The sequence below is a fragment of the Micromonospora echinofusca genome (assembly GCF_900091445.1).
GTDB lineage: Bacteria > Actinomycetota > Actinomycetes > Mycobacteriales > Micromonosporaceae > Micromonospora > Micromonospora echinofusca.
Genome location: NZ_LT607733.1, coordinates 285,892 through 312,232, shown reverse-complemented (window position 1 = coordinate 312,232; position 26,341 = coordinate 285,892). Strand labels below are relative to the sequence as shown.

The following is a 26,341-nucleotide window of genomic DNA, read 5'->3' as shown; positions in this document are numbered from 1 at the left end:
TCTCCCGTTACCAGACGAAGGCGAGGACTTCCCCGCCAACGCTCCGCTTGCGGGCCTGCCGGTCGGTGAGCAGCCCCTGGGACGTCGAAATGATCGCCACGCCCAGCCCGCCGAGCACCCGCGGGAGCCCGTCCGACTTGGCGTAAACCCGCAGACCGGGCTTGGACACGCGCTTGATGCCGGCCAGGCTCCGCTCCCGGTTCTGGCCGTACTTCAGCTCGACGACCAGTCGCTTGCCGACGGCGCCCTCCTCGGGCTCCTCGACCGACCAGGTGGCGATGTAGCCCTCGGCCTTGAGGACCTCGGCGATGTTCGCCTTGATCTTCGAGTAGGGCATCGTCACCCGGTCGTGGTACGCCTGGTTGGCGTTACGCAGACGCGTGAGCATGTCTGCGATCGGGTCGGTCATCGTCATGGATTTCGTCAGCCTTTCTCGCCGGGGTTCCCGGGGCCTCAAGCCCCGGGCCTACGGCGAAGAGCAATACGTGATCGGTGCAAGGGGTCCCGGCGCGAGGCCGGGACGCGGTCGCCCTTACCAGGAAGCCTTGGAAACGCCCGGCAGCTCACCGCGGTGGGCCATCTCCCGGATGCAGACCCGGCAGAGACCGAACTTGCGGTAGACCGCCTTGGGACGCCCGCACCGCTGGCAGCGGGTGTACGCGCGAACCGAGAACTTCGGCTTCGCGGCCGCCTTGTGGATCAGCGCCTTCTTGGCCATCTCAGTTCTCCTTGAACGGGAAGCCCAGGAGCTTGAGCAGCGCCCGGCCCTCGTCGTCGGTCGTGGCGGTCGTGACCACCGTGATGTCCATGCCCCGCTGCCGATCGATCTTGTCCTGGTCGATCTCGTGGAACACCGACTGCTCGGTCAGACCGAACGTGTAGTTGCCGTGCCCGTCGAGCTTGCGCCCGTCCAGACCACGGAAGTCACGGATACGCGGCAGCGCGATCGACAGCAGCCGGTCCAGGAACTCCCACATCCGGTCGCCGCGAAGGGTCACCTTCGCGCCGATCGGCATGCCCTCGCGAAGCTTGAACTGCGCGATGGACTTGGTCGCCCGCCGCACCTGCGGCTTCTGGCCGGTGATGGTGGCCAGGTCCCGCACGGCGCCGTCGATCAGCTTGGCGTCCCGGGCGGCCTCGCCGACACCCATGTTGACGACGATCTTGACGAGCCGCGGCACCTGCATGGGGTTGCCGTACTGGTGCTGCTCCTGCAGCTGCGCCACGATCTCGTTGCGGTACCGCTCCTTGAGGCGCGGCATGGTCTTGGTTTCGGTAGCCGTGGTCATCACAGGTCCTTACCGGTGCTACGCGCGATGCGGACCTTCTGGCCGTTTTCGTCGATCCGGTAACCGACGCGGGTCGGCTTGCCGTCGGAGTCCAGGACCTGCACGTTCGAGACGTGGATCGGGGCCTCCTGGGTGACGATGCCACCGGTCTTGGCGCCACGCTGGGTGGTGCTGATGCGGGTGTGCTTCTTGACCCGGTTCACGCCCTCGACCAGGACCTTGTCCTGCCGCGGGTAGGCCGCGATGACCTTGCCCTTGGCACCCTTGTCCTTGCCGGCGATGACGACGACCGTGTCGCCCTTCTTGACCTTCACGGTCACAACACCTCCGGCGCGAGAGAGATGATCTTCATGAACCGCTTGTCCCGCAGCTCCCGGCCCACCGGGCCGAAGATACGGGTACCGCGCGGGTCCCCGCCGTCCTTGATGATGACGGCGGCGTTCTCGTCGAAGCGGATGTACGAACCGTCCGGCCGCCGCCGCTCCTTGGCGGTGCGAACGACGACGGCCTTGACGACGTCGCCCTTCTTCACACCGGCACCGGGGATCGCGTCCTTGACGGTGGCCACGATGACGTCGCCGATGCTCGCGTAGCGCCGACCCGAGCCACCGAGAACCCGGATGCACAGGATCTCCCGGGCACCCGTGTTGTCGGCGACGCGCAGTCGCGACTCCTGCTGAATCACGTCTATCTCCTATGTCTGCCGGTTCTCCGGCCGCGCTCGGCGGCCGGAGCCTGGCGGAACCCGCGCCCGACAGACGCCGGGCGAGCTCGAGCCTTCGCTACTTGGCCTTTTCCAGGATCTCCACGAGCCGCCACCGCTTCGTGGCGGACAGCGGCCGGGTCTCCATGATCAGGACCCGGTCGCCGATGCCGGCGGTGTTCTGCTCGTCGTGCACCTTCAACTTGCTGGTACGGCGCATGATCTTGCCGTACAGCGCGTGCTTGACCCGGTCCTCGACCTCGACGACGACGGTCTTTTCCATCTTGTCGCTGACCACGAGGCCCTCACGCACCTTGCGGCGGGCCCGCGCGGCGGCGGTGGTGTTCTCGCTCATGATGCAGTCACCTCAGTCGGCGCGGCCGAGAGACCCAGCTCGCGCTCACGCATGATCGTGTAGATCCGGGCGATCTCCCGACGGATGACCTGCAACCGCCGGTTGTTGTCCAGCTGGCCGGTCGCGGCCTGCACGCGGAGGTTGAACAGCTCCGCCTTGGCCTCACGCAGCTTCGTGACCAGCTCCTCCTCGGAGAGCTCACGCAGCTCGGAGGCCTTAACGCCCGCTGCCATCAGGATTCACCCACTTCGCGCGTAACAATGCGGCACTTCATCGGGAGCTTGTGGATCGCGCGACGCATCGCCTCTCGCGCGATCTGCTCGTTGGGGAAGGACATCTCGAAGAGAACCCGCCCCGGCTTGACGTTGGCGACCCACCACTCGGGCGAACCCTTACCGGAACCCATCCGGGTCTCGGCCGGCTTCTTGGTGAGAGCCTGGTCCGGGAAGATCGTGATCCAGACCTTGCCACCACGCTTGATGTGGCGGGTCATCGCGATACGCGCCGACTCGATCTGGCGGTTGGTCACGTACGCCGGCTCGAGAGCCTGGATCCCGAACTCGCCGAACACCACCCGGTTACCACCCTTGGACGCGCCACTGCGGTCCGGGTGGTGCGGCTTGCGGAAGCCCTTCGGGGGCTTGCGCGGCATCAGCATCTGTCAGCCCTCCTGCTGAGTTTCTGCCGCGGCGGCGACGGCGGCGGGATCCACCGCGTCACCACTCGGCGTCTCGGCCTGCTGCGCGATGGTCGTCGCGGCGGCGGCCCTGCCGGCCTCGGTCCCGCCGGCGGTCGTGCCGGACGAGCCGGACCGACCACGGCGCGGCCGCTCCGGACGGTCGCCACGGTCACGGCGCGGGCGCGACGGCGCCTCGGCCGGGGTCTCCCGACCCGGCACCGCGTCGCCCTTGTAGATCCAGACCTTCACGCCGATCCGGCCGAAGCTCGTACGGGCCTCGAAGAAGCCGTACTCGATGTTGGCCCGCAGCGTGTGCAGCGGGACCCGGCCCTCGCGGTAGAACTCGGTCCGGCTCATCTCGGCGCCGCCGAGCCGGCCCGAGACCTGGACCCGGATGCCCTTGCAGACCGGGTTCTTCATCGCGGACTGCATGGCCTTGCGCATCGCCCGACGGAAGCTGACCCGGCTGGAGAGCTGCTCGGCCACACCCTGTGCGACGAGCTGCGCGTCCGACTCGGGGTTCTTCACCTCGATGATGTTCAGCTGGACCTGCTTGCCGGTCAGCTTCTCGAGCTCGCCGCGGATCCGGTCGGCCTCCGCACCCTTACGGCCGATGACGATGCCCGGCCGGGCGGTGTGGATGTCGACGCGGACCCGGTCCCGGGTGCGCTCGATGTCGACCTTGGAGATGCCGGCACGCTCGAGGCCCTTGGACATCATGCGGCGGATCTTGACGTCCTCGCCGATGTAGTCCTTGTAGAGCTTGTCCGCGAACCAGCGGGACTTCCAGTCGGTCGAGATGCCGAGCCGGAACCCGTGCGGGTGAACCTTCTGACCCATTACTCGGCGCCCTCCGTCTTGCTCTGCGTCTCGGCCGTCTCGGCCGGCTCCGCCTGCTTCGCCGGGGCCGCCTTCTTCGCGGCCGCCTTCTTCGGCGCGGCCGGCGCCACCGCCTCGACCGCGACGGTGATGTGGCAGGTGCGCTTGCGGATCCGGTACGCCCGGCCCTGCGCCCGCGGCTGGAACCGCTTCATGGTCGGGCCCTCGTCGACGTACGCCTCGCTGACGAGCAGCGCGTCGGGGTCCAGCCGCTCGTTGTTCTCCGCGTTGGCGATCGCGCTAGCGAGCACCTTGTACACCTGCTCGCTCGCAGCCTGCGGCGCGAACTGCAGCACCGTGAGCGCCTCCTTCGCGGGCAGGCCGCGGACGAGGTTGACCACCCGGCGCGCCTTCATCGGCGAGATGCGCACGTGCCGCGCAACCGCCCGCGCGCCCGGAAGCACCGGAGCGTCGCCCTTTCCTGGCATCGCTGTAACCCCTTGTTCCTCTATCCGTATGCCCGCGGCGTCAGCGCCGACGGCTCTTCCGGTCGTCCTTCTCGTGACCCTTGAACGTGCGGGTCAGCGCGAACTCGCCGAGCTTGTGCCCGACCATCGCCTCAGTCACGAACACCGGGACGTGCTTGCGTCCGTCGTGCACGGCGATCGTGTGGCCCAGCATCTCCGGGATGATCGTCGAGCGCCGCGACCAGGTCTTGATGACGTTCTTCGAGCCCTTCTCGTTCTGCGTCTCCACCTTCTTGAGCAGGTGGTCGTCGATGAACGGGCCCTTCTTCAGGCTGCGAGGCATGTCTTATCTCCCTCAGCCGCGCTTACGCGTGGCGTAGCGGCGGCGGACGATCAGCCGGTCACTCGGCTGGCCCTTACGACGGGTGCGGCCCTCGGGCTTACCCTGCGGGTTGACCGGGTGGCGACCACCGGAGGTCTTACCCTCACCACCACCGTGCGGGTGGTCGACCGGGTTCATCGCGACACCACGGACGGTCGGGCGCTTGCCCTTCCACCGCATGCGGCCGGCCTTGCCCCAGTTGATGTTCGACTGGTCGGCGTTGCCGATCTCGCCGATGCTGGCGCGGCAGCGGACGTCGACCCGCCGGATCTCGCCGGACGGCATACGCAGGGTCGCGTACACGCCCTCACGGCCGAGCAGCTGGATGCCGACGCCGGCCGAGCGGGCCAGCTTGGCGCCGCCGCCCGGACGCAGCTCCACGTTGTGGATGGTGGTACCGACCGGGATGTTGCGCAGCGGCAGGTTGTTGCCGGGCTTGATGTCGGCGCCCGGGCCGGACTCGACGCGGTCGCCCTGCTTCAGGTCCTTCGGCGCGATGATGTAGCGCTTCTCGCCGTCGGCGTAGTGCAGCAGCGCGATGCGCGCGGTGCGGTTCGGGTCGTACTCGATGTGGGCGACCTTCGCCGGCACGCCGTCCTTGTCGACCCGCTTGAAGTCGATCAGACGGTACTGGCGCTTGTGACCGCCACCGTGGTGCCGCGTGGTGATCCGGCCGTGGGCGTTACGCCCGCCCTTCTTCGGCAGCGGAGCCAGCAGCGACTTCTCGGGCGTCGACCGGGTGATCTCAGCGAAGTCGGCGACGCTGGAGCCACGCCGGCCCGGCGTCGTCGGCTTGTACTTACGGATAGCCATTGTCTACACCCCTCAGCTGACCGGGCCGCCGAAGGCCTCGATACGGTCACCGTCAGCCAGCTTCACGATCGCCCGCTTGGTGGCCTTACGCTGCCCGAAACCGGTCTTGGTCCGCTTGCGCTTGCCCTGGCGGTTGAGCGTGTTAACCGTCAGGACGCGGACGTCGAAGATCTGCTGGATCGCGATCTTGATCTCGGTCTTGTTCGCGTCCGGGTGCACCAGGAAGGTGTACCAGTTGCGGTTCAGCTCGCTGTAGCTCTTCTCCGAGACGACCGGCGCCACGATGATGTCGCGCGGGTCGGCGATCGTGCTCACTTGCCACCCTCCTCGGTGGTCTCGGCGGGAACACCCAGGAACTCGTCCAGGGCGTCCTTGGTGAAGACCACGTCGTCGGCCACCAGCACGTCGTACGTGTTGAGCTGGCCGGCCTCGATCAGGTGCACCCGCGGCTCGTTGCGCAGCGACACCCAGTTCAGCTCGTCGGTGCTGCTCAGCACGACCAGGACCCGACGGGCCTCGGTCAGCTTCGCCAGCGTGGCCAGAGCGGCCTTCGTCGACGGCTTCTCGCTCGAGACGAACGCCTCGACGACGTGCACCTGCCCGGCGCGGGCCCGGTCGGAGAGGGCGCCACGCAGGGCGGCGGCCTTCATCTTCTTCGGGGTCCGCTGGCTGTAGTCGCGCGGCACGGGGCCGTGCACGACGCCACCGCCGGCGAACTGCGGCGCGCGGATCGAGCCCTGCCGGGCGCGACCGGTGCCCTTCTGCTTGTACGGCTTCTTGCCGCCGCCGGCGACCTCGCCGCGGGTCTTGACCTTGTGCGTGCCCTGCCGGGCAGCCGCGAGCTGAGCCACCACGACCTGGTGCATCAGCGCGACGTTCGCCTGGACGTCGAAGATGTCGGCGGGCAGCTCGACGGAGCCGCTCTTGGAGCCTTCGACGGTGAGGACGTCAACGGTGGTCACTTGGCCGCACCGCCCTTCTTCGCCTTGGTCTTGGCCGCGGTACGGACCAGGACCAGCGCGCCCTTGGGGCCGGGAATGGCGCCACGGACGAGCAGGAGGTTGTTCTCGGTGTCGACCGCCTGGACGGTCAGGTTCTGGACGGTGTAGCGCACGCCACCCATCCGGCCGGCCATCCGGGTGCCCTTGAAGACACGACCCGGGGTGGCGCAGGCGCCGATGGAGCCGGGCGAGCGGTGCTTGCGCTCGACACCGTGGCTGGCGCGCAGACCGTGGAAGCCGTGCCGCTTCATCGGGCCGGCGTAGCCCTTGCCCTTGGTCTTGCCGGTCACGTCGATCGGCATCCCCGCCGGGAACTCCTCGACCGTGACCTCCTGGCCCAGCGAGTAGTCGTCGGCGTCGCTCGTGCGCAGCTCGACGATGTGGCGCCGCGGCGCGACGTCGGCCTTCGCGTAGTGCCCGCTGATCGGCTTCTTGACCTTGCGCGGGTCGATCGTGCCGTACGCCAGCTGGACCGCGGAGTAACCGTCCTTGTCGGCGCTACGAACCTGGCTGATGACGCACGGGCCGGCCTCGACCACGGTCACCGGGACAACACGGTTGTTGTCCCAGACCTGGGTCATGCCGAGCTTTGCGCCCAGGATCCCCTTGACTTGCCTGTCCATTTGTCCGGTCCCTACAGCTTGATCTCGATGTCGACGCCAGCCGGCAGGTCGAGGCGCATGAGCGAGTCGACCGTCTTCGGGGTCGGGTCGATGATGTCGATCAGCCGCTTGTGCGTGCGCATCTCGAAGTGCTCGCGCGAGTCCTTGTACTTGTGCGGCGAGCGGATAACGCAGAAACGGTTGATCTCCGTGGGCAGCGGCACCGGGCCCGCGACCTGCGCCCCGGTACGCGTCACCGTCTCGACGATCTTCCGAGCCGAGGAGTCGACGACCTCGTGGTCATAGGCCTTGAGCCGGATGCGGATCTTCTGTCCCGCCATGGTGGCTTCTGTTCCTTCTCTCGATGCCGCTGTGTTGCGGGCGCCTGTACCGGCTGGCACAGGCCCACTTCGCCGACCCCCGCGGTCGGGCGTGTCGCGCCCTCGGGCCAGACTCCGCCCCGGGACTCCGGAGCGACTCTGACCGCGCGGTGGGTCAAGGCGCCGATCGCACTACCGCGACCTGAACGCCGCGCGAGGGTGGTTGGCGGACTGGCCGCCAACCACCCTACGCTCGACTGCTCTGCCACCCGGAGGTTCAGCGAAAGCCGAACACAGGCAGCGAACTGTCGTTACGCAACCTGACTAGTATGCCGCACGACCGGCGGCGGGTCTAATCGGGGTTACCTAGCTCACTTGATGATCTTGGTGACGAACCCGGCGCCGACGGTGCGGCCACCCTCGCGGATCGCGAACTTGAGGTTCTCCTCCATGGCGATGGGCTGGATCAGCTTCACCGTCATGGTGGTGTTGTCACCCGGCATGACCATCTCGGTGCCCTCGGGGAGGGTGACGACACCGGTGACGTCCGTGGTCCGGAAGTAGAACTGCGGACGGTAGTTCTGGAAGAACGGGGTGTGGCGGCCACCCTCCTCCTTGGAGAGGATGTAGACCGTCGCCTCGAACTCCGTGTGCGGGGTCGTGGTGCCCGGCTTGATGACGACCATGCCGCGCTCGACGTCCTCGCGCTTGATGCCACGCAGCAGCAGACCGACGTTCTCGCCCGCGCGGGCCTCGTCGAGCAGCTTGCGGAACATCTCGATGCCGGTGCAGGTGGTCTTCATCGACTTCTCGCGGATGCCGACGATCTCCACCTCCTCGTTCGGCTTGAGCACGCCACGCTCGGCGCGGCCGGTGACGACCGTGCCACGACCGGTGATCGTGAAGACGTCCTCGATGGGCATGAGGAACGGCTTCTCGGTCTCGCGCTCCGGCTGCGGGATCGCGGTGTCGACCGCGGTCATCAGGTCCAGCAGCTTGCCGGTCCACTCGGGGTCACCCTCGAGGGCCTTCAGCGCGGAGACCCGCACGACCGGCAGGTCGTCGCCCGGGTAGTCCTGGTTCGACAGCAGCTCACGGACCTCGAGCTCGACGAGCTCCAGGAGCTCCTCGTCGTCGACCATGTCGCTCTTGTTGAGCGCCACGACGATGTACGGCACGCCGACCTGGCGGGCCAGCAGCACGTGCTCGCGGGTCTGCGGCATCGGGCCGTCGGTCGCCGCCACCACCAGGATCGCGCCGTCCATCTGCGCGGCACCGGTGATCATGTTCTTGATGTAGTCGGCGTGACCGGGGCAGTCGACGTGCGCGTAGTGCCGCGCCTCGGTCTGGTACTCGACGTGCGCGATGGAGATCGTGATGCCGCGGGCCTTCTCCTCCGGCGCCTTGTCGATCTCGTCGAACGGCGTGTACGGGTTCAGGTCCGGGTACTGGTCGTGCAGGACCTTGGTGATGGCCGCCGTCAGCGTCGTCTTACCGTGGTCGATGTGACCAATGGTGCCGATGTTGACGTGCGGCTTAGTCCGCTCGAACTTCGCCTTCGCCACTGGGTCCTCCTGTGGACTTCTTGGTTCGTTCGCCCCGGCGCGCCGGTCGGCGCTTAGGACTCTGTCGACAGCCTTTCCGGCCTGACGGCCGGAGAGCTTTGGTGGGTTCTGCGGCGATGAAGCCTACAGGCCCGGTCTCACGCATCCCGACCGAGGTGGTCGCGGGCGGGGAGCACCCTCCCGCGACCGCCCCGGATCATCGATCACGTCAGGTGAGGGTCACTCACCCGTCGCCTTGGCGATGATCTCCTTCGCGACCGAGGACGGAACCTCGGCGTAGGAGTCGAACTGCATGCTGTAGCTAGCCCGGCCCTGGGTCTTCGACCGCAGGTCGCCGACGTAGCCGAACATCTCCGACAACGGCACCAGAGCCTTGACGACGCGGGCGCCGCTGCGCTCCTCCATCGCCTGGATGATGCCGCGGCGGGAGTTGAGGTCGCCGATGACGTCACCCATGTTCTCCTCAGGAGTGGTGACCTCAACGGCCATCATCGGCTCGAGGAGTGCGGGGTCGGCCTTGCGGGCCGCCTCCTTCATCGCCATCGAGCCGGCGATCTTGAACGCCATTTCCGACGAGTCGACCTCGTGGTACTGGCCGTCCACCAGGGTGAGCTTGACGCCCACCAGGGGGAAGCCGGCGAGGATGCCGTACTGCATGGCGTCCTGGGCGCCCGCGTCCACCGACGGGATGAACTCCCGGGGGATACGGCCACCGGTCACCGCGTTGGCGAACTCGTAGGTCGGTGCGTCGTTGCCCAGCGGCAGCGGCTCCAGGCTGATGATCACCCGGGCGTACTGGCCGGAACCACCGGTCTGCTTCTTGTGGGTGTACTCGACCTTCTCCACCTTGCGGCGGATGGTCTCGCGGTAGGCCACCTGCGGCTTGCCGATGTTGGCCTCGACGTTGAACTCGCGGCGCATCCGGTCGACCAGGATGTCCAGGTGCAGCTCGCCCATGCCGGAGATGACCGTCTGACCGGTCTGGTCGTCCAGCTTGACGCGGAAGGTCGGGTCCTCCTCGGCCAGCCGCTGGATGGCGGTGCTGAGCTTCTCCTGGTCGGCCTTGGTCTTCGGCTCGATGGCGACCTCGATGACCGGCTCCGGGAAGGTCATCGACTCCAGGATGACCGGGTTCGCGGGATCGCACAGCGTGTCACCGGTGGTGGTCTGCTTCAGACCCTGCACCGCGATGATGTCGCCAGCCTGGGCCGAGCTGCGCTCTTCCCGCTTGTTGGCGTGCATCTGGTAGATCTTGCCGATCCGCTCCTTGCGGTCCTTGGTGGAGTTGACCACCTGGGAACCGGACTCGAGCGTGCCGGAGTAGATCCGCACGTAGGTGAGCTTGCCGAGGTGCTTGTCCGTCTGGATCTTGAAGGCGAGGCCCGAGAAGGGCTCCGACTTCGACGGCTTGCGCTGCATCGGGGTCTCGCCGTCGGTGGCCGTACCCTCGATCGCCGGGATGTCCAGCGGCGACGGCAGGTACGCGACGACCGCGTCGAGCATCGGCTGGATGCCCTTGTTCTTGAAGGCGGTGCCGGTGAGGACCGGGTTGGCCTTGCCGCCGATGGTGGCCCGACGGATGGCGGCCTTGATCTCCTCGACGGAGATCTCCTCGCCCTCCAGGTACTTCTCCATCACCGCGTCGTCGACGTCGGCCAGGGTCTCCACCAGCTTCTCGCGCCACTCGGCGGCGGAGTCGGCGAGGTCGGCCGGGATCTCCTCGACCGCGTAGTCCTCACCCTTCTGGGTCTCGCCGCGCCAGGTGAGGGCGCGCATCTCGACCAGGTCGACCACGCCGATGAAGTCGGACTCGGCGCCGATCGGGATCTGGAGCACCAGCGGGGTGGCGTTCAGCCGGTCGATCATCATCTGCACGCAGCGGAAGAAGTCGGCGCCGGTACGGTCGAGCTTGTTGACGAAGCACATCCGGGGGACGTTGTACTTGTCCGCCTGCCGCCAGACGTTCTCCGTCTGCGGCTCCACGCCGGCGACACCGTCGTAGACCGCGACCGCGCCGTCCAGCACCCGCAGCGAACGCTCGACCTCGACCGTGAAGTCGACGTGGCCGGGCGTGTCGATGATCTGGATCGTGTGGCCCTTCCACTCACACTTGGTAGCAGCGGAGGTGATGGTGATACCACGCTCCTGCTCCTGCTCCATCCAGTCCATGACGGCACCGCCCTCGTGGACCTCACCGATCTTGTACGTGATGCCGGTGTAGAACAGGATCCGCTCGGTGGTGGTGGTCTTACCGGCATCGATGTGGGCCATGATGCCGATGTTGCGTACGTTGGCGAGCGCGTCTGCGGCGGCCACTTCAATCCCTACTTATCGTCGTCTCGACACAACTGGTGGCGGTTCCGGCGCCCGAGGGCGCCGGAACCAGGGTGTTACCAGCGGTAGTGCGCGAAGGCCTTGTTGGACTCGGCCATCTTGTGCGTGTCCTCGCGCCGCTTGACGGCGGCACCGAGGCCGTTGCTCGCGTCCAGCAGCTCGTTCATCAGGCGCTCGATCATCGTCTTCTCGCGACGGGCGCGGGAGTAGGTGACCAGCCAGCGCAGGCCCAGGGTGGTCGCCCGGGCGGGGCGCACCTCGACCGGGACCTGGTAGGTGGCGCCACCGACGCGGCGGCTGCGCACCTCGAGGGTCGGCTTGACGTTGTCCATCGCCCGCTTGAGGGTGACGACCGGGTCGGTGCCGGACTTCTCACGGCAGCCCTCGAGGGCGGCGTAGACGATGCGCTCAGCGAGCTGACGCTTACCGCGCAGGAGGATCTTGTTCACCAGCTGGGTGACCAACGGCGAGTTGTACACCGGGTCAGCGACCAGCGGCTTCCGCGGAGCGGGTCCCTTGCGCGGCATGTCAGCTCTTCTCCTTCTTCGCGCCGTAACGGCTGCGCGCCTGCTTGCGGTTGCGGACGCCCTGGGTGTCCAGCGAACCGCGGACGATCTTGTAACGCACGCCGGGGAGGTCCTTCACACGGCCGCCACGGACGAGCACGATCGAGTGCTCCTGCAGGTTGTGGCCGACGCCCGGGATGTAGGCGGTCACTTCGATCTGGCTGCTGAGCTTGACACGAGCGACCTTGCGCAGCGCCGAGTTCGGCTTCTTCGGGGTGGTGGTGTACACGCGGGTGCACACGCCGCGCCGCTGAGGGGAACCCTTCAGCGCCGGGGTCTTGGTCTTACTCGTCTTCGCCTGGCGGCCCTTTCGGACCAGCTGCTGGATCGTGGGCACCGGGTTTCTCCGCTCCCTTCGACCGCCTGGTGGCGGCCGCACCGTCTGCCGTAGCCGACCTGATGGCCGACTCTCCTACATTCCGACCAGGGCCACCTCGCGATGGCCCCGGCACCCGCGGTCGGGCGTGTCGCCCAGCTCACGGCCCCGGTGCCGACGCTCGCGCGTGTCGACCGGGTCTTGCACTGGCACACGGCAGGCCGCGCGCCGGTTCTGTGGCTTTGTCGTGCTCCCACGCGATCTCCGGCTCACCGGATCCAGCGCACGCACGAGTTGCCCGGGCTTGCCCGGGCACAAGGGGAAAGAGTACCTACCACAACCGCACAGGTCAAAACGGAGCGGCTGGCGGAGCGTCCACCGCCCGTCCGATCCAGTCCGTCGCGCCTACCCGCCCGTGGTGGGCACCTACGGATCCCAGTGTACCGGCTTCCCCGTGGAGCGGCCCGTCGACCCCGTCACGGCGGCGGTCAGGCCTCCCGGCCGGGCGCGGCCGTCACCCGAGCCCCAGCAGCAACGCCAGTCCCAGGCCGAGCAGGCTGAGCACCAGCCCCGCGCCGCCACAGCAGACCCCGGCCACCGCCAGGCCCCGCCCGGTGAACCGGACCGCCGGCGGGGGCGCGGGGCGCCGGATCTGCCGCATCCCCAGCAGGCCGGCGACGACGGCGCCCGCGCCGGCCAGGACGCCCAGCACCGTGAACGCGCCAGCCGCCCACGCGCCGCCCACGCCGCCGACCGCGCCGACGCAGATCACCAGCAGCGAGACCAGGGTCGACACGATGCCGGCCACCAGCGAACCCACGGCCAGGCCGGAGGTGACCGGCGGCACGTCCAGGTGCACGACGCCGAACGGCGTACCCGCGACCGGGTCGACCCGCTTCGGCGGCCGGGCGGCCTCGCGCGGGGGCGGGGGCGGGGCGGCCGGGCCCGGGCCCCAGCCCGGAGCCGGCGACGGAGCCGCGGCCGAGGTGCCCCCGGGCGACACGGACGGCGGGCCCGACTCCCCCGCGCCCCAGGGCGACACCGGCGACGGACCCGACTCCCCTGCGGCCGGCGGGGCACCCCAGGGCGACAAGGACGGCCGACCCGACCCCTGCGCCGCCGGCGGAACACCCCAGGGCGACACCGGCGGCGGGTAGCCCGGCGCGCCGGACGGGCTGCTCTGGGCCGTGTCGGGCCGCGCCCACTGCCCGCCGGGCGGGGCGTCGGGGTTCGCGGCGGGGGGCGCCACGGGATCGCCGGGGTGGCGCGCCGGTTCCGTCACGGGTCCTCCTGTCGACGATCGGCGTCCACCGCCGCGCGACGGACACCCGGGCCAGGCTACCGCCGCCGGTCGACGGCCCGCGCCCGGCGCGGACACGTCCCTGACGGTCGGGCTAGTCCACGTTCGGTGCGAAGTCCTGCCCGTAGGGCGTGTCGGCGAGCCGGACCACCCCGAGGACCACCGCGGCCACCACGCTGACGGCGGCCAGCACCAGGCCCGCCCAGGCCAGTCGCTCCCCCCGACGCAGCCAGGCCGCGCCGGTCAGGAAACCCCCCGAGGTGTACGCCTCCCGGCGCGCCTGGCGCGCGAGCTGGAGCGCCACCGTAGCCGGCACGATGCCGCCGATGAACAGGCCGGTCAACGCGCCGATCAGGCCCAGTGCGAAGACCGCGCGCGCCTTCGTGGCCCGGACCGGGTCCGGATCGAGCGGGTGGCGGGGCGGCCCCGGCTGGGCGACGGGCGCCTGCCCGGGTGCGGTCGTCATGCCCCCATCATGCCCCGGTGCGCGCCGCCGCGGCGCCCGCACGGGCCACCCCGGGCCCGGACACGACGAGGCCCCCGGCGCGTGCCGGGGGCCTCGTCGATCATGCTGCCTAGCGGTACGACCCGAAGTCGAAGTCGTCCAGCGGAACAGCCTGGCCGCTGGCCGGCCCGAAGCCGTAGTCGGTCTCCGGGTAGCCGGTCATCGAGTAGACCTTGGCCTTCGCCTCCTCGGTCGGCTCGACCCGGACGTTGCGGTACTTGCTGATGCCCGTACCGGCCGGGATGAGCTTACCGATGATCACGTTCTCCTTGAGGCCGACGAGCGAGTCGCTGCGCGAGTTGATCGCCGCGTCGGTCAGCACCCGGGTGGTCTCCTGGAAGGAGGCCGCCGAGAGCCAGGAGTCGGTGGCCAGCGAGGCCTTGGTGATACCCATCAGCACCGGACGGCCGGCGGCGGGCTCGCCGCCCTCGGAGACGAGCCGGCGGTTCTCCGACTCGAACAGCGCCCGGTCGACCAGCACGCCCGGCAGGAACTCGGTCGAGCCGGAGTCGATGACCGTCACCCGCTTGAGCATCTGGCGGATGATGATCTCGATGTGCTTGTCGTGGATGAGCACACCCTGCGAGCGGTAGACCTCCTGGACCTCACTGGTCAGGTGGACCTGGACCGCCCGCGGACCCATGATCCGCAGAAGCTCGTGCGGGTCGATGGTGCCCTCGGTCAGCTTCTCGCCGACCGCGACGTGACCGCCGTCGTGGGTACGCAGCCGGACCCGCTTGGAGATCTTGTCGTAGACGATCTCGTCGCTGCCGTCGTCCGGCACCACGATGATCTTCCGCGAACGCTCGCCGTCCTCGATCCGGATCCGACCCGGGGTGTCGGCGATGGGCGCCTTGCCCTTCGGGACCCGGGCCTCGAAGATCTCCTGCACACGGGGCAGACCCTGGGTGATGTCCTCACCCGCGACACCACCGGTGTGGAAGGTACGCATCGTCAGCTGCGTACCCGGCTCACCGATCGACTGGGCGGCGATGATGCCGACCGCCTCGCCGACGTCCACGGTCTTGCCGGTCGGCAGCGAGCGGCCGTAGCACGCACCGCAGACGCCCAGCTTCGACTCGCAGGTGAGCACGCTGCGCACCCGGACCGTCTCCGTCCCGGCGGCGACGATCTTGTCGACCAGGATCGAGTTGATGTCCTGACCCCGCTCGGCGACGACGACGCCGTCCGGCCCCTTGATGTCGTCGGCCAGCGTCCGGGCGTGCACGCTGGTCTCGGCGTGCTCGTGCACGACCAGCTTGCCGTCGATCCGCTCGCCGATCTGCATCGGGATGGCGCGGTCGGTGCCGCAGTCCTCCTCGCGGATGATGACGTCCTGCGAGACGTCCACCAGACGACGGGTCAGGTAACCCGAGTCGGCGGTACGCAGGGCGGTGTCCGCGAGACCCTTGCGGGCACCGTGCGTGGAGATGAAGTACTCCAGCACGGACAGACCCTCCCGGTAGCTGGCCTTGATCGGCCGCGGGATGATCTCGCCCTTCGGGTTGGCCACCAGACCACGGATCGCCGCGATCTGCCGGAGCTGGAGGAGGTTACCGCGGGCACCCGAGTTGATCATCTTCCACAGCGGGTTCTCCTGCGGCAGGGCGGTGTCCATCTCCTTGGCGACCTCGTTGGTCGCCTTGGTCCAGATCTGGATGAGCTCGCCGCGACGCTCCTCCGGGGTCATCAGACCGCGCTGGTACTGCTTGTCGATCTGGTCGGCTTCCTTCTCGTACCGCTCCAGGATCTCCCGCTTGCGCGGCGGGGCGATGACGTCCTCCATGCCGATCGTCACGCCGGACCAGGTGGCCCAGTGGAAACCGGCCTCCTTGAGCCCGTCCAGGGTGGCGGCCAGCGCCACCTTGGGGAAGCGCTCGGCGAGGTCGTTGACGATCGCGGAGAGCTGACCCTTGCGGATCTCGTAGTTCACGAAGCGGTAGCCCTGCGGCAGCGTCTCGTTGAACAGCACCCGGCCGAGGGTCGTCTCGACGGTCAGCGGGTCGCCCTCGACCCAGCCCTCCGGGGCGGTCCACGCCTCGGCGCCGGCGCCGTTGTCGACCCCGACCACGCCCCGCAGGCGGATCTTCACCGGGGCCTGGAGGTGCAGCTCGCCGTTGTCGTACGCCATCCGCGCCTCGGCGTCCGAGCTGAACGCCCGGCCCTCGCCCTTCTCGCCCGCCGTGAGGTGGGTGAGGTGGTAGAGGCCGATGACCATGTCCTGGGTGGGCATGGTGACGGGCTTGCCGTCGGCCGGCTTGAGGATGTTGTTCGACGACAGCATCAGGATCCGCGCCTCGGCCTGGGCCTCGGCGGACAGCGGAACGTGCACCGCCATCTGGTCACCGTCGAAGTCGGCGTTGAACGCGGTGCAGACCAGCGGGTGGATCTGGATGGCCTTGCCCTCGACGAGCTGCGGCTCGAAGGCCTGGATGCCCAGGCGGTGCAGGGTCGGCGCCCGGTTCAGCAGCACCGGGTGCTCGCCGATGACCTCTTCCAGCACGTCCCACACGACCGGACGCTGCCGCTCGACCATCCGCTTGGCGGACTTGATGTTCTGCGCGTGGTTGAGGTCGACCAGCCGCTTCATCACGAACGGCTTGAACAGCTCCAGCGCCATCTGCTTGGGCAGGCCGCACTGGTGCAGCTTGAGCTTCGGGCCGACGACGATGACGGAACGGCCGGAGTAGTCGACGCGCTTGCCGAGCAGGTTCTGCCGGAACCGGCCCTGCTTGCCCTTGAGCATGTCGGAGAGCGACTTCAGCGGGCGGTTGCCCGGCCCGGTGACCGGACGGCCGCGGCGGCCGTTGTCGAACAGCGCGTCGACGGCCTCCTGGAGCATCCGCTTCTCGTTGTTGACGATGATCTCGGGCGCGCCGAGGTCGATCAGCCGCTTGAGGCGGTTGTTCCGGTTGATCACGCGGCGGTACAGGTCGTTCAGGTCGGAGGTCGCGAAGCGGCCACCGTCGAGCTGCACCATCGGGCGCAGGTCCGGCGGGATGACCGGCACGCAGTCGAGCACCATGCCGAGCGGCGAGTTGCGGGTGTTCAGGAACGCCGCGACGACCTTCAGCCGCTTGAGCGCCCGGATCTTCCGCTGCCCCTTGCCGGAGCGGATGGTCTCGCGCAGGTTCTCGGCCTCGGCGTCGAGGTCCATGTTCTGGACCAGCGCCTTGATGGCCTCGGCGCCCATGCCGCCGGTGAAGTACTCGCCGAAGCGGTCGCGCAGCTCGCGGTAGAGCAGTTCGTCGGTGACGAGCTGCTTCGGCTCCAGCTTGCGGAAGGTGTCCAGCACCTCGTCGAGGCGGTCGATCTCGCGCTGGGCCCGGTCGCGGATCTGGCGCATCTCGCGCTCTCCGCCCTCCTTGACCTTGCGCCGGACGTCCGCCTTGGCACCCTCGGCTTCCAGCTCGGCCAGGTCGGCCTCGAGCTTGGTGGCCCGCTTCTCGATCTCCGAGTCGCGGCTGTTCTCGGCCTGCCGCTTCTCGGCCAGGATCTCGTTCTCGATCGTCGAGAGGTCACGGTGACGCGACTCGGCGTCCACGCTCGTCACGACGTACGAGGCGAAGTAGATGATCTTTTCGAGGTCCTTGGGGGCGAGGTCCAGCAGGTAGCCCAGCCGGCTCGGCACGCCCTTGAAGTACCAGATGTGGGTCACCGGCGCGGCGAGCTCGATGTGCCCCATCCGCTCACGGCGGACCTTCGACCGGGTCACCTCGACGCCGCAGCGCTCGCAGATGATGCCCTTGAACCGGACCCGCTTGTACTTACCGCAGTAGCACTCCCAGTCCCGCTGCGGACCGAAGATCTTCTCGCAGAAGAGCCCGTCCTTTTCCGGCTTCAGGGTGCGGTAGTTGATCGTCTCAGGCTTCTTGACCTCACCGTGCGACCACTGACGGATGTCGTCAGCGGTGGCGAGGCCGATGCGCAGCTCGTCGAAGAAGTTGACGTCGAGCACTATGTCCCCTATGTCGTCGTCTGTACTGCTAGCTAACCGGCGGGGTCCGGGGCAGGGTCACCCTGCCCCGGACCACCACCTCAGACCTCTTCGACCGAGCTCGGCTCGCGCCGGGACAGGTCGATGCCCAGCTCCTCCGCGGCGCGGAACACCTCGTCGTCAGTCTCGCGCATCTCCAGGGCCACACCGTCGCTGGAGAGCACCTCGACGTTGAGGCACAGCGACTGGAGCTCCTTGAGCAGCACCTTGAACGACTCCGGGATGCCCGGCTCCGGGATGTTCTCGCCCTTGACGATGGCCTCGTAGACCTTCACCCGGCCGAGGACGTCGTCGGACTTGATCGTCAACAGCTCCTGCAGGGCGTAGGCGGCGCCGTACGCCTGCATCGCCCAGCACTCCATCTCGCCGAAGCGCTGGCCACCGAACTGCGCCTTACCACCCAGCGGCTGCTGCGTGATCATCGAGTACGGACCGGTCGACCGGGCGTGGATCTTGTCGTCGACCAGGTGGTTGAGCTTCAGGATGTAGATGTAGCCGACCGCGATCGGGTCCGGCAGCGGCTCGCCGGAGCGACCGTCGAACAGCTGCGCCTTGCCGGTGGAACCGATCAGCTGCTTGCCGTCCCGGTTGGGCAGGGTCGACGACAGCAGGCCGGAGATCTCCTCCTCGCGGGCACCGTCGAAGACCGGCGTGGCCACGTTGGTGTCCGGCTCCGACTCGTGCGCCTCGATGGAGCGCAGCTGGCGCTTCCACTCGGCGTCGTCGCCGTCGACGCTCCAGCCCGTCTTCGCCACCCAGCCGAGGTGCGTCTCCAGCACCTGGCCGATGTTCATCCGGGACGGCACACCCAGCGGGTTGAGCACGATGTCGACGGGGGTGCCGTCCTCCAGGAACGGCATGTCCTCGATCGGCAGGATCTTGGAGATGACGCCCTTGTTGCCGTGCCGGCCGGCGAGCTTGTCGCCGTCCTGGATCTTCCGCTTCTGGGCGACGTAGACCCGGACCAGCTCGTTGACGCCCGGGGGCAGCTCGTCGCCGTCCTCGCGGGAGAAGGTACGCACACCGATGACCGTGCCGGTCTCGCCGTGCGGCACCTTCAGCGAGGTGTCCCGGACCTCGCGCGCCTTCTCACCGAAGATCGCGCGGAGCAGCCGCTCCTCCGGGGTCAGCTCGGTCTCACCCTTGGGCGTGACCTTGCCGACCAGGATGTCGCCGGGAACGACCTCGGCGCCGATCCGGATGATGCCGCGCTCGTCGAGGTCGGCGAGCATCTCCTCGCTGACGTTCGGGATGTCGCGGGTGATCTCCTCCGGGCCGAGCTTGGTGTCCCGCGCGTCGACCTCGTGCTCCTCGATGTGGATCGAGGTGAGGACGTCCTGCTGCACGAGGCGCTGCGACAGGATGATCGCGTCCTCGTAGTTGTGGCCCTCCCAGCACATGAACGCCACGAGCAGGTTGCGCCCGAGCGCCATCTCGCCCTCGTCGGTGCAGGGACCGTCGGCGATGACCTGGCCGGCCTCGACGCGGTCGCCCTCGAAGACGACCGGCTTCTGGTTGACGCAGGAGCCGGCGTTGGAGCGGCGGAACTTGTGCAGCAGGTACGTGCGGCGGTGGCCGTCGTCCTGGTGGATCGTGATGTAGTCGGCGCAGAGGTCCTCGATGACGCCACCGACCTCGGCGACGACCACGTCACCGGCGTCGACCGCGGCACGGTATTCCATGCCGGTGCCGACGAGCGGGGACTCGGCCTTGACCAGCGGCACCGCCTGGCGCTGCATGTTCGCGCCCATCAGCGCGCGGTTGGCGTCGTCGTGCTCGAGGAACGGGATCATCGCGGTCGCGACCGAGGTCATCTGCCGCGGCGAGACGTCCATGTAGTCCACGGCCGACGGCGCGACGTCCTCGGTCTCGCCGCCCTTACGGCGCACCAGGACGCGGTCCTCGGCGAACGTGCCGTCCGCCTTCAGCGGCGCGTTGGCCTGCGCCTTGACGAACCGGTCCTCCTCGTCCGCGGTCAGGTAGTCGATCTGGTCGGTGACCCGACCGTCGACGACCTTCCGGTACGGCGTCTCGATGAAGCCGAACGGGTTGACCCGGGCGAAGGTGGACAGCGCGCCGATCAGACCGATGTTCGGGCCTTCGGGCGTCTCGATCGGGCACATCCGGCCGTAGTGGGACGGGTGCACGTCGCGGACCTCGAAGCCGGCCCGCTCCCGGGACAGACCACCCGGGCCGAGCGCGCTCAGCCGGCGCCGGTGGGTCAGACCCGCCAGCGGGTTGGTCTGGTCCATGAACTGGGACAGCTGCGACGTGCCGAAGAACTCCTTGATCGCCGCCACCACGGGACGGATGTTGATCAGGGTCTGCGGCGTGATCGCCTCGACGTCCTGGGTCGTCATCCGCTCGCGGACGACGCGCTCCATCCGGGACAGACCGACCCGGACCTGGTTCTGGATCAGCTCGCCCACGGTACGCAGGCGCCGGTTGCCGAAGTGGTCGATGTCGTCGGCCTCGTAGCCGTCCTCACCGGCGTGCAGCCGGCAGAGGTACTCCACGGTGGCGACGATGTCGTCCTCGGTCAGGGTGCCGGTCGTGATCGGCACCTCCAGCTCGAGCTTCTTGTTGAACTTGTAACGACCGACCTTGGCGACGTCGTACCGCTTCGGGTTGAAGAAGAGGTTGTCGAGCAGGGTCTGGGCGTTCTCGCGGGTCGGCGGCTCGCCAGGGCGGAGCTTCCGGTAGATGTCGAGCAACGCCTCGTCCGCGCCGGCGATGTGGTCCTTCTCGAGCGTGGTCATCATCAGCTCGGACCAGCCGAACCGCTCGCGGATCCGCTCGGCCGACCAACCGACGGCCTTGAGCAGGACCGTGACGGCCTGCCGGCGCTTGCGGTCGATGCGGACGCCGACCGTGTCGCGCTTGTCGATGTCGAACTCGAGCCAGGCACCCCGGCTGGGGATGACCTTGACGCTGGTGAGGTCGCGGTCGGAGGTCTTGTCCGGCTGCTTGTCGAAGTAGACGCCCGGCGAACGGACGAGCTGGCTGACCACGACGCGCTCGGTGCCGTTGATGATGAAGGTGCCCTTCGGCGTCATCATCGGGAAGTCACCCATGAACACCGTCTGGCTCTTGATCTCGCCAGTGGTGTTGTTGGTGAACTCCGCGGTCACGAACAGCGGGGCGCAGTAGGTCAGGTCCTTCTCCTTGCACTCCTCGATCGAGGCCTTGACCTCGTCGAAGCGCGGAGCCGAGAAGGAGAGCGACATGGTGCCGGAGAAGTCCTCAATGGGACTGATCTCGTCGAGGATCTCCGCGAGACCCGAGCGTGCGTGCGGGTCGTCCGCCGACCGGCCCTGCCAAGCCTCGTTGCCGACGAGCCAGTCGAAGGACTCGTTCTGGATGGCGAGGAGGTTGGGGACCTCGAGGTGTTCGGTGATCCTGCCGAATGAAACTCGGCGGGGAGCGAATGCGCTCGACGTACGACTGGTCTTCGCAGGGCGGGAAGCTGCCAAGATGCGTCCTTCCGAGGACCGGTGCTGCATAACGGCTGGTACGCGTGCACTCCAATGACCCCACCAGAAATATCCGTAAACGGACATTTCCGAGCAGGGGTCAAGTCGGAAGGCAGCGCAAACTAGCAGTGTAGCCGAGAGGCTAACCGCTGTCCAGCCCACCCCGCAGGTCGTCGCGGAACGTGCCTCGGGACCCCTCGAACAGGGTCTCACCGGGCCGCTCGGAACGCGACGTTCCTGCCGGGCCGCTCAGGTGTCGCAGCCGACGGTGTCGCCGCTGCCATTACCCAAGTGGTGGCCGTTGCAAGCGCGGAAGGTCTTGCTGTGTCAGCGTGCCTGTCAGCCCGGGGCCGCGTCAAGGCCCGGCATCCGGGTCGCCGCTTCTTTCCCACCCACGGGCTACCGCCGGGGCGCGGCAACCGACCGCTTCGGAGTGCCCACGCCCTGCTCACCGGGCCTGCCGTCGGATCCACCAAGACGGCGGGCGGCGATCCAGTGTCGGATCACCGCCCGCCGTGACGCGTGTGCCCCGGCTCACCCGAGCCGGGGCACACGCGCCTGGTGGTACGTCAGGTCACTTGAGGGTGACCTTGGCGCCCTCGCCCTCGAGCTTGGCCTTGGCCTTCTCGGCGGTCTCCTTGTTGGCCTTCTCCAGGACGGCCTTCGGAGCGGCCTCGACCAGGTCCTTGGCCTCCTTGAGGCCCAGGCCGGTCAGCTCGCGCACGACCTTGATGACCTGGATCTTCTTGCCACCGTCGGCGTCGAGGATGACGTCGAACTCGTCCTTCTCCTCCTCGACCGGGGCGGCGGCGGCCGGGCCGGCCGGGCCGGCGACGGCGACCGGAGCCGCGGCGGTGACCTCGAAGGTCTCCTCGAACTGCTTCACGAACTCGGAGAGCTCGATCAGCGTCATCTCCTTGAACGCGTCGAGCAGCTCGTCGGTGCTGAGCTTCGCCATGTCTGGCGTCCTTTCCTGAATCTGTTAGGTAAGAACTGGGTGCGCCGCGGGGCCTCAGGCCGCCTCGGCGCCCTCCTTCTCGCGCTTGTCCTGCAGGGCGGCCGCCAGACGGGCGGTCTTCGACAGCGGGGCCTGGAACAGGGCCGCGGCCTTGCTCAGGTTGCCCTTCATCGCGCCGGCCAGCTTGGCCAGCAGCACCTCACGGGACTCCAGGTCGGCGAGCTTCGTGACCTCGGCCGCGGTAATGGCCCTGCCCTCGAAGACACCGCCCTTGATGACGAGCTTCGGGTTGGCCTTCGCGAAGTCGCGAAGCCCCTTCGCCGCCTCGACGACGTCGCCCGAAACGAAAGTCAGCGCGGTAGGACCGGTGAACATCTCGTCGAGGCCGGAGATGCCAGCGTCGGTCGCGGCACGCTTCGCGAGCGTGTTCTTCGCGACCGTGTAGCTGGTCTCCTGGCCAAGCGAGCGCCGCAGCTGGGTGAGCTGGGAAACCGTCAGACCGCGGTACTCGGTCAGCACCGTGGCACCCGCGTTGCGGAAGCTCTCGGTCAGCTCAGCGACGGCCGTGGCCTTGTCGGCCCGGATCGGCTTGTCCGCCATGTCCCTCCTCTCTCGTTACTCGAGGCCGGTCACCGTCGTCGGCCGAAGCTTTCGACGGGGGCGGAGGCGCCACGACAACGAGAAAAGCCCCGGCGCAGGGCGCACGGGGCGAGGGCCGACACACGGACACGGTCGACAGACCATGCTCAGCACCGATTTTCGCTTACCGCCCTGCGCGGGTCGCCCGTAGTCGCGGGACCTTCGACCGTGCCGGGGCACGGTGACCAGCGGTCTCTGGGTGGAACTTCGCGGCCCAGGTTACGCGAGGACCCCCGCGACCACCAAATCGCCCCGGCGTGGCCCGGGTCACCCGGCCCACCGAGCCGCCCCGGAGCGACCACCCCGGCTTCCCCGAGCGGCGGTGGGCCGGCGCCGGTCACGCCCGGCGAACCGGACGCGCCGGCCTTGGTCGGGGCCGGCATCGGTATCAGGGCCGACACCGTGAGGGCCGGCACCGTCAGGGCCGGGAGCGCCGCCGCCACAGGTACGCGGCGCCGGCCGCCGCGCTCCAGGCCGCCGCCCAGGCGGTGTGCAGCACCACGGTCGACGCCTCCAGCCCGTCGGCGGCGGCCCGCGCGGTCGCCATCACCGGCGGCGCCAGCCACGGCGCCACGGACCCGCCCAGGCCGAGCACGACCGCGCCGACCCCGCCGAGCGCGAGCACCGCGACGCCGTAGCCGGCGCTGCCCGTCGACGCGCGGCTGGCCAGCGCCCCGAGCGCCACCGCCGCGGGTACGGCCAGCAGGTGCGCCCACAGCCCGACGGCGACGCCCAGCGGCACCGACCGGTCGCCCGGCTCGACCGGGCCGGCGACGCCGCCGACGAGCCACGGGAAGACCAGCGCGACGGCCACCGTGCCGAGCCCGGCCACGCCGGCCGCCAGCAGCCCCGCCAGCCGCTCCCGGCGTACCCCGACGAGTGCCTGGGCCAGCCGGCGCTGCACGTCCGGCTCGACGTCCAGCAGCACCTTGGTCTGCCACGCGAGCACCGGGAAGAGCACCACCGCCGAGACGCCGTACGCCTCCCCCGGCTGCGCCCGCCCGCCGCCGTAGAGGACGCCGAGCGCCACCAGGCCGGCCAGCACCGGGGCCAACGCGCGTCCCGTACGCAGGAAGCCCGCCAGCCGCAGCCGGAGCAGCGCGGTCACGACGACCCTCCGGTGGTCCCGCCCGTGGCCTCCGGGGCCCCCACCGCGTCCACGGCCCCCGGCAACGGCCCGTCGGGGGCGGGCTCGGCGGGCCGGCGTACGCCGACGATCCGGTGGCCATCGGCGCGCAACCGGGCGACGGTGCCCTCGACCCGCGCGGCCGGGACCGCGACCTCGACCACCGCGAGTGGCGCGTCCGCCGACGGCGCGGCCTCGGTGACCGTGCCGTCCGCCACCGTCCACCGGCGGGCGCCGGGCAGCCGGGCGATCTCGCCACGGTGGTCGCTGACCAGCACCGAACCGCCCGCCGTGGCCACCTCGTCGATCAGCGCGGGGACCAGGTCCCGGGTCGCGGCGTCGAGGCCCTCCCACGGTTCGTCGAGCACCAGCAGGCCGGGCGTACGCAGCATCGCCTGGGCCAGGCCGACCTTCTGGGCGGTGCCCTTGGACAGCTCCGGCAGCCGGACGCGGTGGAACCCGGCCAGGCCCAGCCGGGACGTCCAGTGGTCGACCGCGTGGGCGGCGGCGGCCGGATCGAGGCCGGCGACCCGGCCCATGGCGGTCAGGTAGTGCGCGACGGTGAACGGCTGATCGGCCGGGAAGCGCTCCGGCACCCACCCGACGTGCCGGGGTCGACCGGTCACCCGCCCCCGGCTCGGGCGCAGCACCCCGGCGGCCACCTGGAGCAGGGTCGACTTGCCCACACCGTTGCGGCCGAGCACGACCACGACCTCACCGGGGCCGACCCGCACCGCGGCTTCCCGCAGCACCCACGGTCCCCGCCGCCGGTAGCGCAGCCAGACGTTCTCCAGGCGCACCGGCCGAGCATGCCACAACGGACACGGAACGGGGCGCCGCCACGATGTGGCGACGCCCCGTCACGGGTGCTTGGGGATCAGCCCTCGGCCGAGGCCTCCTGAAGGTTCTTCACCACGTTGGGGTCGACCGGGACGCCCGGGCCCATGGTGGTGGTGAGGGTGACCTTCTTGAGGTACTTGCCCTTCGCGGCGGACGGCTTGGCCCGCAGGACCTCGTCGAGGACCGCCGCGTAGTTGTCGATCAGCTGGGACTCGGAGAACGAGGCCTTGCCGATGATGAGGTGCAGGTTGGAGTGCTTGTCCACCCGGAAGGTGATCTTACCGCCCTTGATGTCCGAGACGGCCTTGGTGACGTCCATGGTCACCGTGCCGGTCTTCGGGTTCGGCATGAGACCGCGCGGGCCCAGGATCCGCGCGATCCGACCGATCTTGGCCATCTGGTCCGGCGTGGCGATCGCCGCGTCGAAGTCGAGCCAACCGCCCTGGATCCGGGCGACCAGCTCGTCGGTGCCCACCTCGTCCGCACCGGCGGCGACGGCCTCCTCGGCCTTCGCGCCGGCGGCGAAGACGATCACGCGGGCGGTCTTACCGGTGCCGTGCGGCAGGTTGACCACGCCACGGACCATCTGGTCCGCCTTGCGGGGGTCGACGCCGAGGCGCATGGCGACCTCGACCGTGGCGTCGAACTTGGCGGTGGTGGTGTCCTTGGCCAGCTTCACGGCCTCGGCGGGGGTGTAGAGCTTCGACCGGTCGATGACCTCGGCGGCCTTGCGGTAGCTCTTGCTGCGCTGCATGTTCTGCGTACTCCTGTGGTCTATGGCGGGCCGCGGGGTCCGCGCGCCCTCCCACGAACTGGATCTGGTGGTTACCGAGGTCAGTCGGTGACGTTGAGGCCCATCGACCGGGCGGTGCCGGCGATGATCTTCTCAGCCTGGTCGATGTCGTTGGCGTTGAGGTCGGCCATCTTCTTCTCGGCGATCTCACGCAGCTGGGCGCGGCTGACCGAGCCGACCTTCTCCTTGTGCGGGACGCCCGAGCCCTTCTGCACACCGGCGGCCTTGATCAGCAGCCGGGCGGCGGGCGGGGTCTTCAGCACGAAGGTGAAGCTGCGGTCCTCGTAGACGCTGATCTCGGCGGGGACGATGTCGCCCCGCTGGGACTCGGTCTGCGCGTTGTAGGACTTGCAGAACTCCATGATGTTCACGCCGTGCTGGCCGAGCGCGGGGCCGACCGGCGGCGCCGGAGTGGCCTGGCCCGCCGGCAGCTGAAGCGTGAACGTCTTGACGAGCTTCTTCTTCGGAGGCATGTCTCTTCCTGGGGCTTGAAACTGGG

At 69.1% G+C, this 26,341-nt stretch carries 30 protein-coding genes; all 30 read right to left on the bottom strand.

Annotation, left to right across the window (positions count from 1 at the left end):
• Positions 1-7: 7 nt before the first annotated feature.
• Positions 8-415 (bottom strand): 30S ribosomal protein S8, encoded by a 408-nt coding sequence (gene rpsH / locus GA0070610_RS01535; protein ID WP_013288624.1) that lies wholly within the window; start codon positions 413-415, stop codon positions 8-10.
• 117 nt (positions 416-532) lie between these two features.
• The gene (locus GA0070610_RS01530) at positions 533-718 is read right to left on the bottom strand and encodes a type Z 30S ribosomal protein S14 (protein WP_088998358.1); all 186 of its coding nucleotides are present in this window, start codon (positions 716-718) and stop codon (positions 533-535) included.
• A 1-nt stretch (position 719) separates the two neighbouring features.
• Positions 720-1,289, bottom strand: coding sequence for a 50S ribosomal protein L5 (gene rplE / locus GA0070610_RS01525; protein ID WP_088998357.1), 570 nt, complete (start codon positions 1,287-1,289; stop codon positions 720-722).
• Positions 1,289-1,609 (bottom strand): 50S ribosomal protein L24, encoded by a 321-nt coding sequence (gene rplX, locus GA0070610_RS01520; protein ID WP_172896341.1) that lies wholly within the window; start codon positions 1,607-1,609, stop codon positions 1,289-1,291. The genes rplE and rplX overlap by 1 nt, the downstream gene beginning before the upstream one ends.
• Complete coding sequence (gene rplN / locus GA0070610_RS01515) at positions 1,606-1,974, bottom strand: 50S ribosomal protein L14 (RefSeq protein WP_007465279.1); 369 nt, start codon at positions 1,972-1,974, stop codon at positions 1,606-1,608. The genes rplX and rplN overlap by 4 nt, the downstream gene beginning before the upstream one ends.
• Before the next feature lie 97 nt (positions 1,975-2,071).
• Positions 2,072-2,347, bottom strand: coding sequence for a 30S ribosomal protein S17 (gene rpsQ, locus GA0070610_RS01510; RefSeq protein WP_088998356.1), 276 nt, complete (start codon positions 2,345-2,347; stop codon positions 2,072-2,074).
• On the bottom strand, positions 2,344-2,580 hold the full coding sequence (rpmC, locus tag GA0070610_RS01505) for a 50S ribosomal protein L29 (RefSeq protein ID WP_007073028.1): 237 nt from the start codon (positions 2,578-2,580) through the stop codon (positions 2,344-2,346). The genes rpsQ and rpmC overlap by 4 nt, the downstream gene beginning before the upstream one ends.
• Positions 2,580-3,005, bottom strand: coding sequence for a 50S ribosomal protein L16 (gene rplP / locus GA0070610_RS01500; protein WP_007465292.1), 426 nt, complete (start codon positions 3,003-3,005; stop codon positions 2,580-2,582). The genes rpmC and rplP overlap by 1 nt, the downstream gene beginning before the upstream one ends.
• Before the next feature lie 3 nt (positions 3,006-3,008).
• Positions 3,009-3,866, bottom strand: a complete 858-nt coding sequence (gene rpsC / locus GA0070610_RS01495; protein ID WP_088998355.1) for a 30S ribosomal protein S3 — start codon at positions 3,864-3,866, stop codon at positions 3,009-3,011.
• Positions 3,866-4,333 (bottom strand): 50S ribosomal protein L22, encoded by a 468-nt coding sequence (gene rplV, locus GA0070610_RS01490; protein WP_088998354.1) that lies wholly within the window; start codon positions 4,331-4,333, stop codon positions 3,866-3,868. The genes rpsC and rplV overlap by 1 nt, the downstream gene beginning before the upstream one ends.
• A gap of 40 nt (positions 4,334-4,373) precedes the next feature.
• Positions 4,374-4,655 carry a 30S ribosomal protein S19 gene (gene rpsS, locus GA0070610_RS01485; RefSeq protein ID WP_013735950.1) on the bottom strand — a complete coding sequence of 94 codons (282 nt, stop codon included), beginning with the start codon at positions 4,653-4,655 and terminating at the stop codon, positions 4,374-4,376.
• Positions 4,656-4,667: 12 nt separating this feature from the next.
• Positions 4,668-5,507, bottom strand: a complete 840-nt coding sequence (gene rplB / locus GA0070610_RS01480) for a 50S ribosomal protein L2 (protein ID WP_088998353.1) — start codon at positions 5,505-5,507, stop codon at positions 4,668-4,670.
• Between the two features lie 12 nt (positions 5,508-5,519).
• Positions 5,520-5,822, bottom strand: a complete 303-nt coding sequence (gene rplW / locus GA0070610_RS01475) for a 50S ribosomal protein L23 (RefSeq protein WP_088998352.1) — start codon at positions 5,820-5,822, stop codon at positions 5,520-5,522.
• A complete protein-coding gene (gene rplD / locus GA0070610_RS01470; RefSeq protein ID WP_088998351.1) occupies positions 5,819-6,469 on the bottom strand; it encodes a 50S ribosomal protein L4 in 651 nt (216 codons plus the stop codon). The genes rplW and rplD overlap by 4 nt, the downstream gene beginning before the upstream one ends.
• A complete protein-coding gene (rplC, locus tag GA0070610_RS01465; RefSeq protein WP_088998350.1) occupies positions 6,466-7,131 on the bottom strand; it encodes a 50S ribosomal protein L3 in 666 nt (221 codons plus the stop codon). Before rplC ends, rplD begins: the two co-directional genes overlap by 4 nt.
• 11 nt (positions 7,132-7,142) lie before the next feature.
• Positions 7,143-7,451, bottom strand: coding sequence for a 30S ribosomal protein S10 (rpsJ, locus tag GA0070610_RS01460; protein WP_007073037.1), 309 nt, complete (start codon positions 7,449-7,451; stop codon positions 7,143-7,145).
• A 350-nt stretch (positions 7,452-7,801) separates the two neighbouring features.
• Entirely contained in the window at positions 7,802-8,995 is a 1,194-nt protein-coding gene (gene tuf, locus GA0070610_RS01455) for an elongation factor Tu (RefSeq protein WP_088998349.1), read from the bottom strand.
• Positions 8,996-9,214: 219 nt separating this feature from the next.
• On the bottom strand, positions 9,215-11,311 hold the full coding sequence (gene fusA / locus GA0070610_RS01450) for an elongation factor G (protein WP_088998348.1): 2,097 nt from the start codon (positions 11,309-11,311) through the stop codon (positions 9,215-9,217).
• A gap of 74 nt (positions 11,312-11,385) precedes the next feature.
• Positions 11,386-11,856: a 30S ribosomal protein S7 gene (gene rpsG, locus GA0070610_RS01445; RefSeq protein WP_077938296.1), complete on the bottom strand. Its 471-nt coding sequence runs from the start codon at positions 11,854-11,856 to the stop codon at positions 11,386-11,388.
• A 1-nt stretch (position 11,857) separates the two neighbouring features.
• Positions 11,858-12,232 carry a 30S ribosomal protein S12 gene (gene rpsL / locus GA0070610_RS01440; RefSeq protein WP_014440718.1) on the bottom strand — a complete coding sequence of 125 codons (375 nt, stop codon included), beginning with the start codon at positions 12,230-12,232 and terminating at the stop codon, positions 11,858-11,860.
• A gap of 493 nt (positions 12,233-12,725) precedes the next feature.
• Positions 12,726-13,070, bottom strand: a complete 345-nt coding sequence (locus tag GA0070610_RS01435; protein WP_089003199.1) for a hypothetical protein — start codon at positions 13,068-13,070, stop codon at positions 12,726-12,728.
• Between the two features lie 535 nt (positions 13,071-13,605).
• Complete coding sequence (locus GA0070610_RS01430) at positions 13,606-13,977, bottom strand: hypothetical protein (protein WP_088998347.1); 372 nt, start codon at positions 13,975-13,977, stop codon at positions 13,606-13,608.
• Between the two features lie 109 nt (positions 13,978-14,086).
• Positions 14,087-17,974 (bottom strand): DNA-directed RNA polymerase subunit beta', encoded by a 3,888-nt coding sequence (locus GA0070610_RS01425; RefSeq protein ID WP_088998346.1) that lies wholly within the window; start codon positions 17,972-17,974, stop codon positions 14,087-14,089.
• 80 nt (positions 17,975-18,054) lie between these two features.
• Positions 18,055-21,486, bottom strand: coding sequence for a DNA-directed RNA polymerase subunit beta (gene rpoB / locus GA0070610_RS01420; protein WP_088998345.1), 3,432 nt, complete (start codon positions 21,484-21,486; stop codon positions 18,055-18,057).
• A 574-nt stretch (positions 21,487-22,060) separates the two neighbouring features.
• Positions 22,061-22,444 (bottom strand): 50S ribosomal protein L7/L12, encoded by a 384-nt coding sequence (rplL, locus tag GA0070610_RS01415; protein ID WP_088998344.1) that lies wholly within the window; start codon positions 22,442-22,444, stop codon positions 22,061-22,063.
• A 54-nt stretch (positions 22,445-22,498) separates the two neighbouring features.
• Positions 22,499-23,044, bottom strand: a complete 546-nt coding sequence (gene rplJ / locus GA0070610_RS01410; protein ID WP_088998343.1) for a 50S ribosomal protein L10 — start codon at positions 23,042-23,044, stop codon at positions 22,499-22,501.
• 457 nt (positions 23,045-23,501) lie between these two features.
• Positions 23,502-24,191: a hypothetical protein gene (locus tag GA0070610_RS01405; RefSeq protein ID WP_088998342.1), complete on the bottom strand. Its 690-nt coding sequence runs from the start codon at positions 24,189-24,191 to the stop codon at positions 23,502-23,504.
• Positions 24,188-25,009 (bottom strand): ATP-binding cassette domain-containing protein, encoded by an 822-nt coding sequence (locus tag GA0070610_RS01400; protein WP_088998341.1) that lies wholly within the window; start codon positions 25,007-25,009, stop codon positions 24,188-24,190. Before GA0070610_RS01400 ends, GA0070610_RS01405 begins: the two co-directional genes overlap by 4 nt.
• Before the next feature lie 77 nt (positions 25,010-25,086).
• Entirely contained in the window at positions 25,087-25,803 is a 717-nt protein-coding gene (gene rplA, locus GA0070610_RS01395) for a 50S ribosomal protein L1 (protein ID WP_088998340.1), read from the bottom strand.
• A gap of 80 nt (positions 25,804-25,883) precedes the next feature.
• A complete protein-coding gene (gene rplK / locus GA0070610_RS01390) occupies positions 25,884-26,315 on the bottom strand; it encodes a 50S ribosomal protein L11 (RefSeq protein WP_088998339.1) in 432 nt (143 codons plus the stop codon).
• Positions 26,316-26,341: the final 26 nt, after the last annotated feature.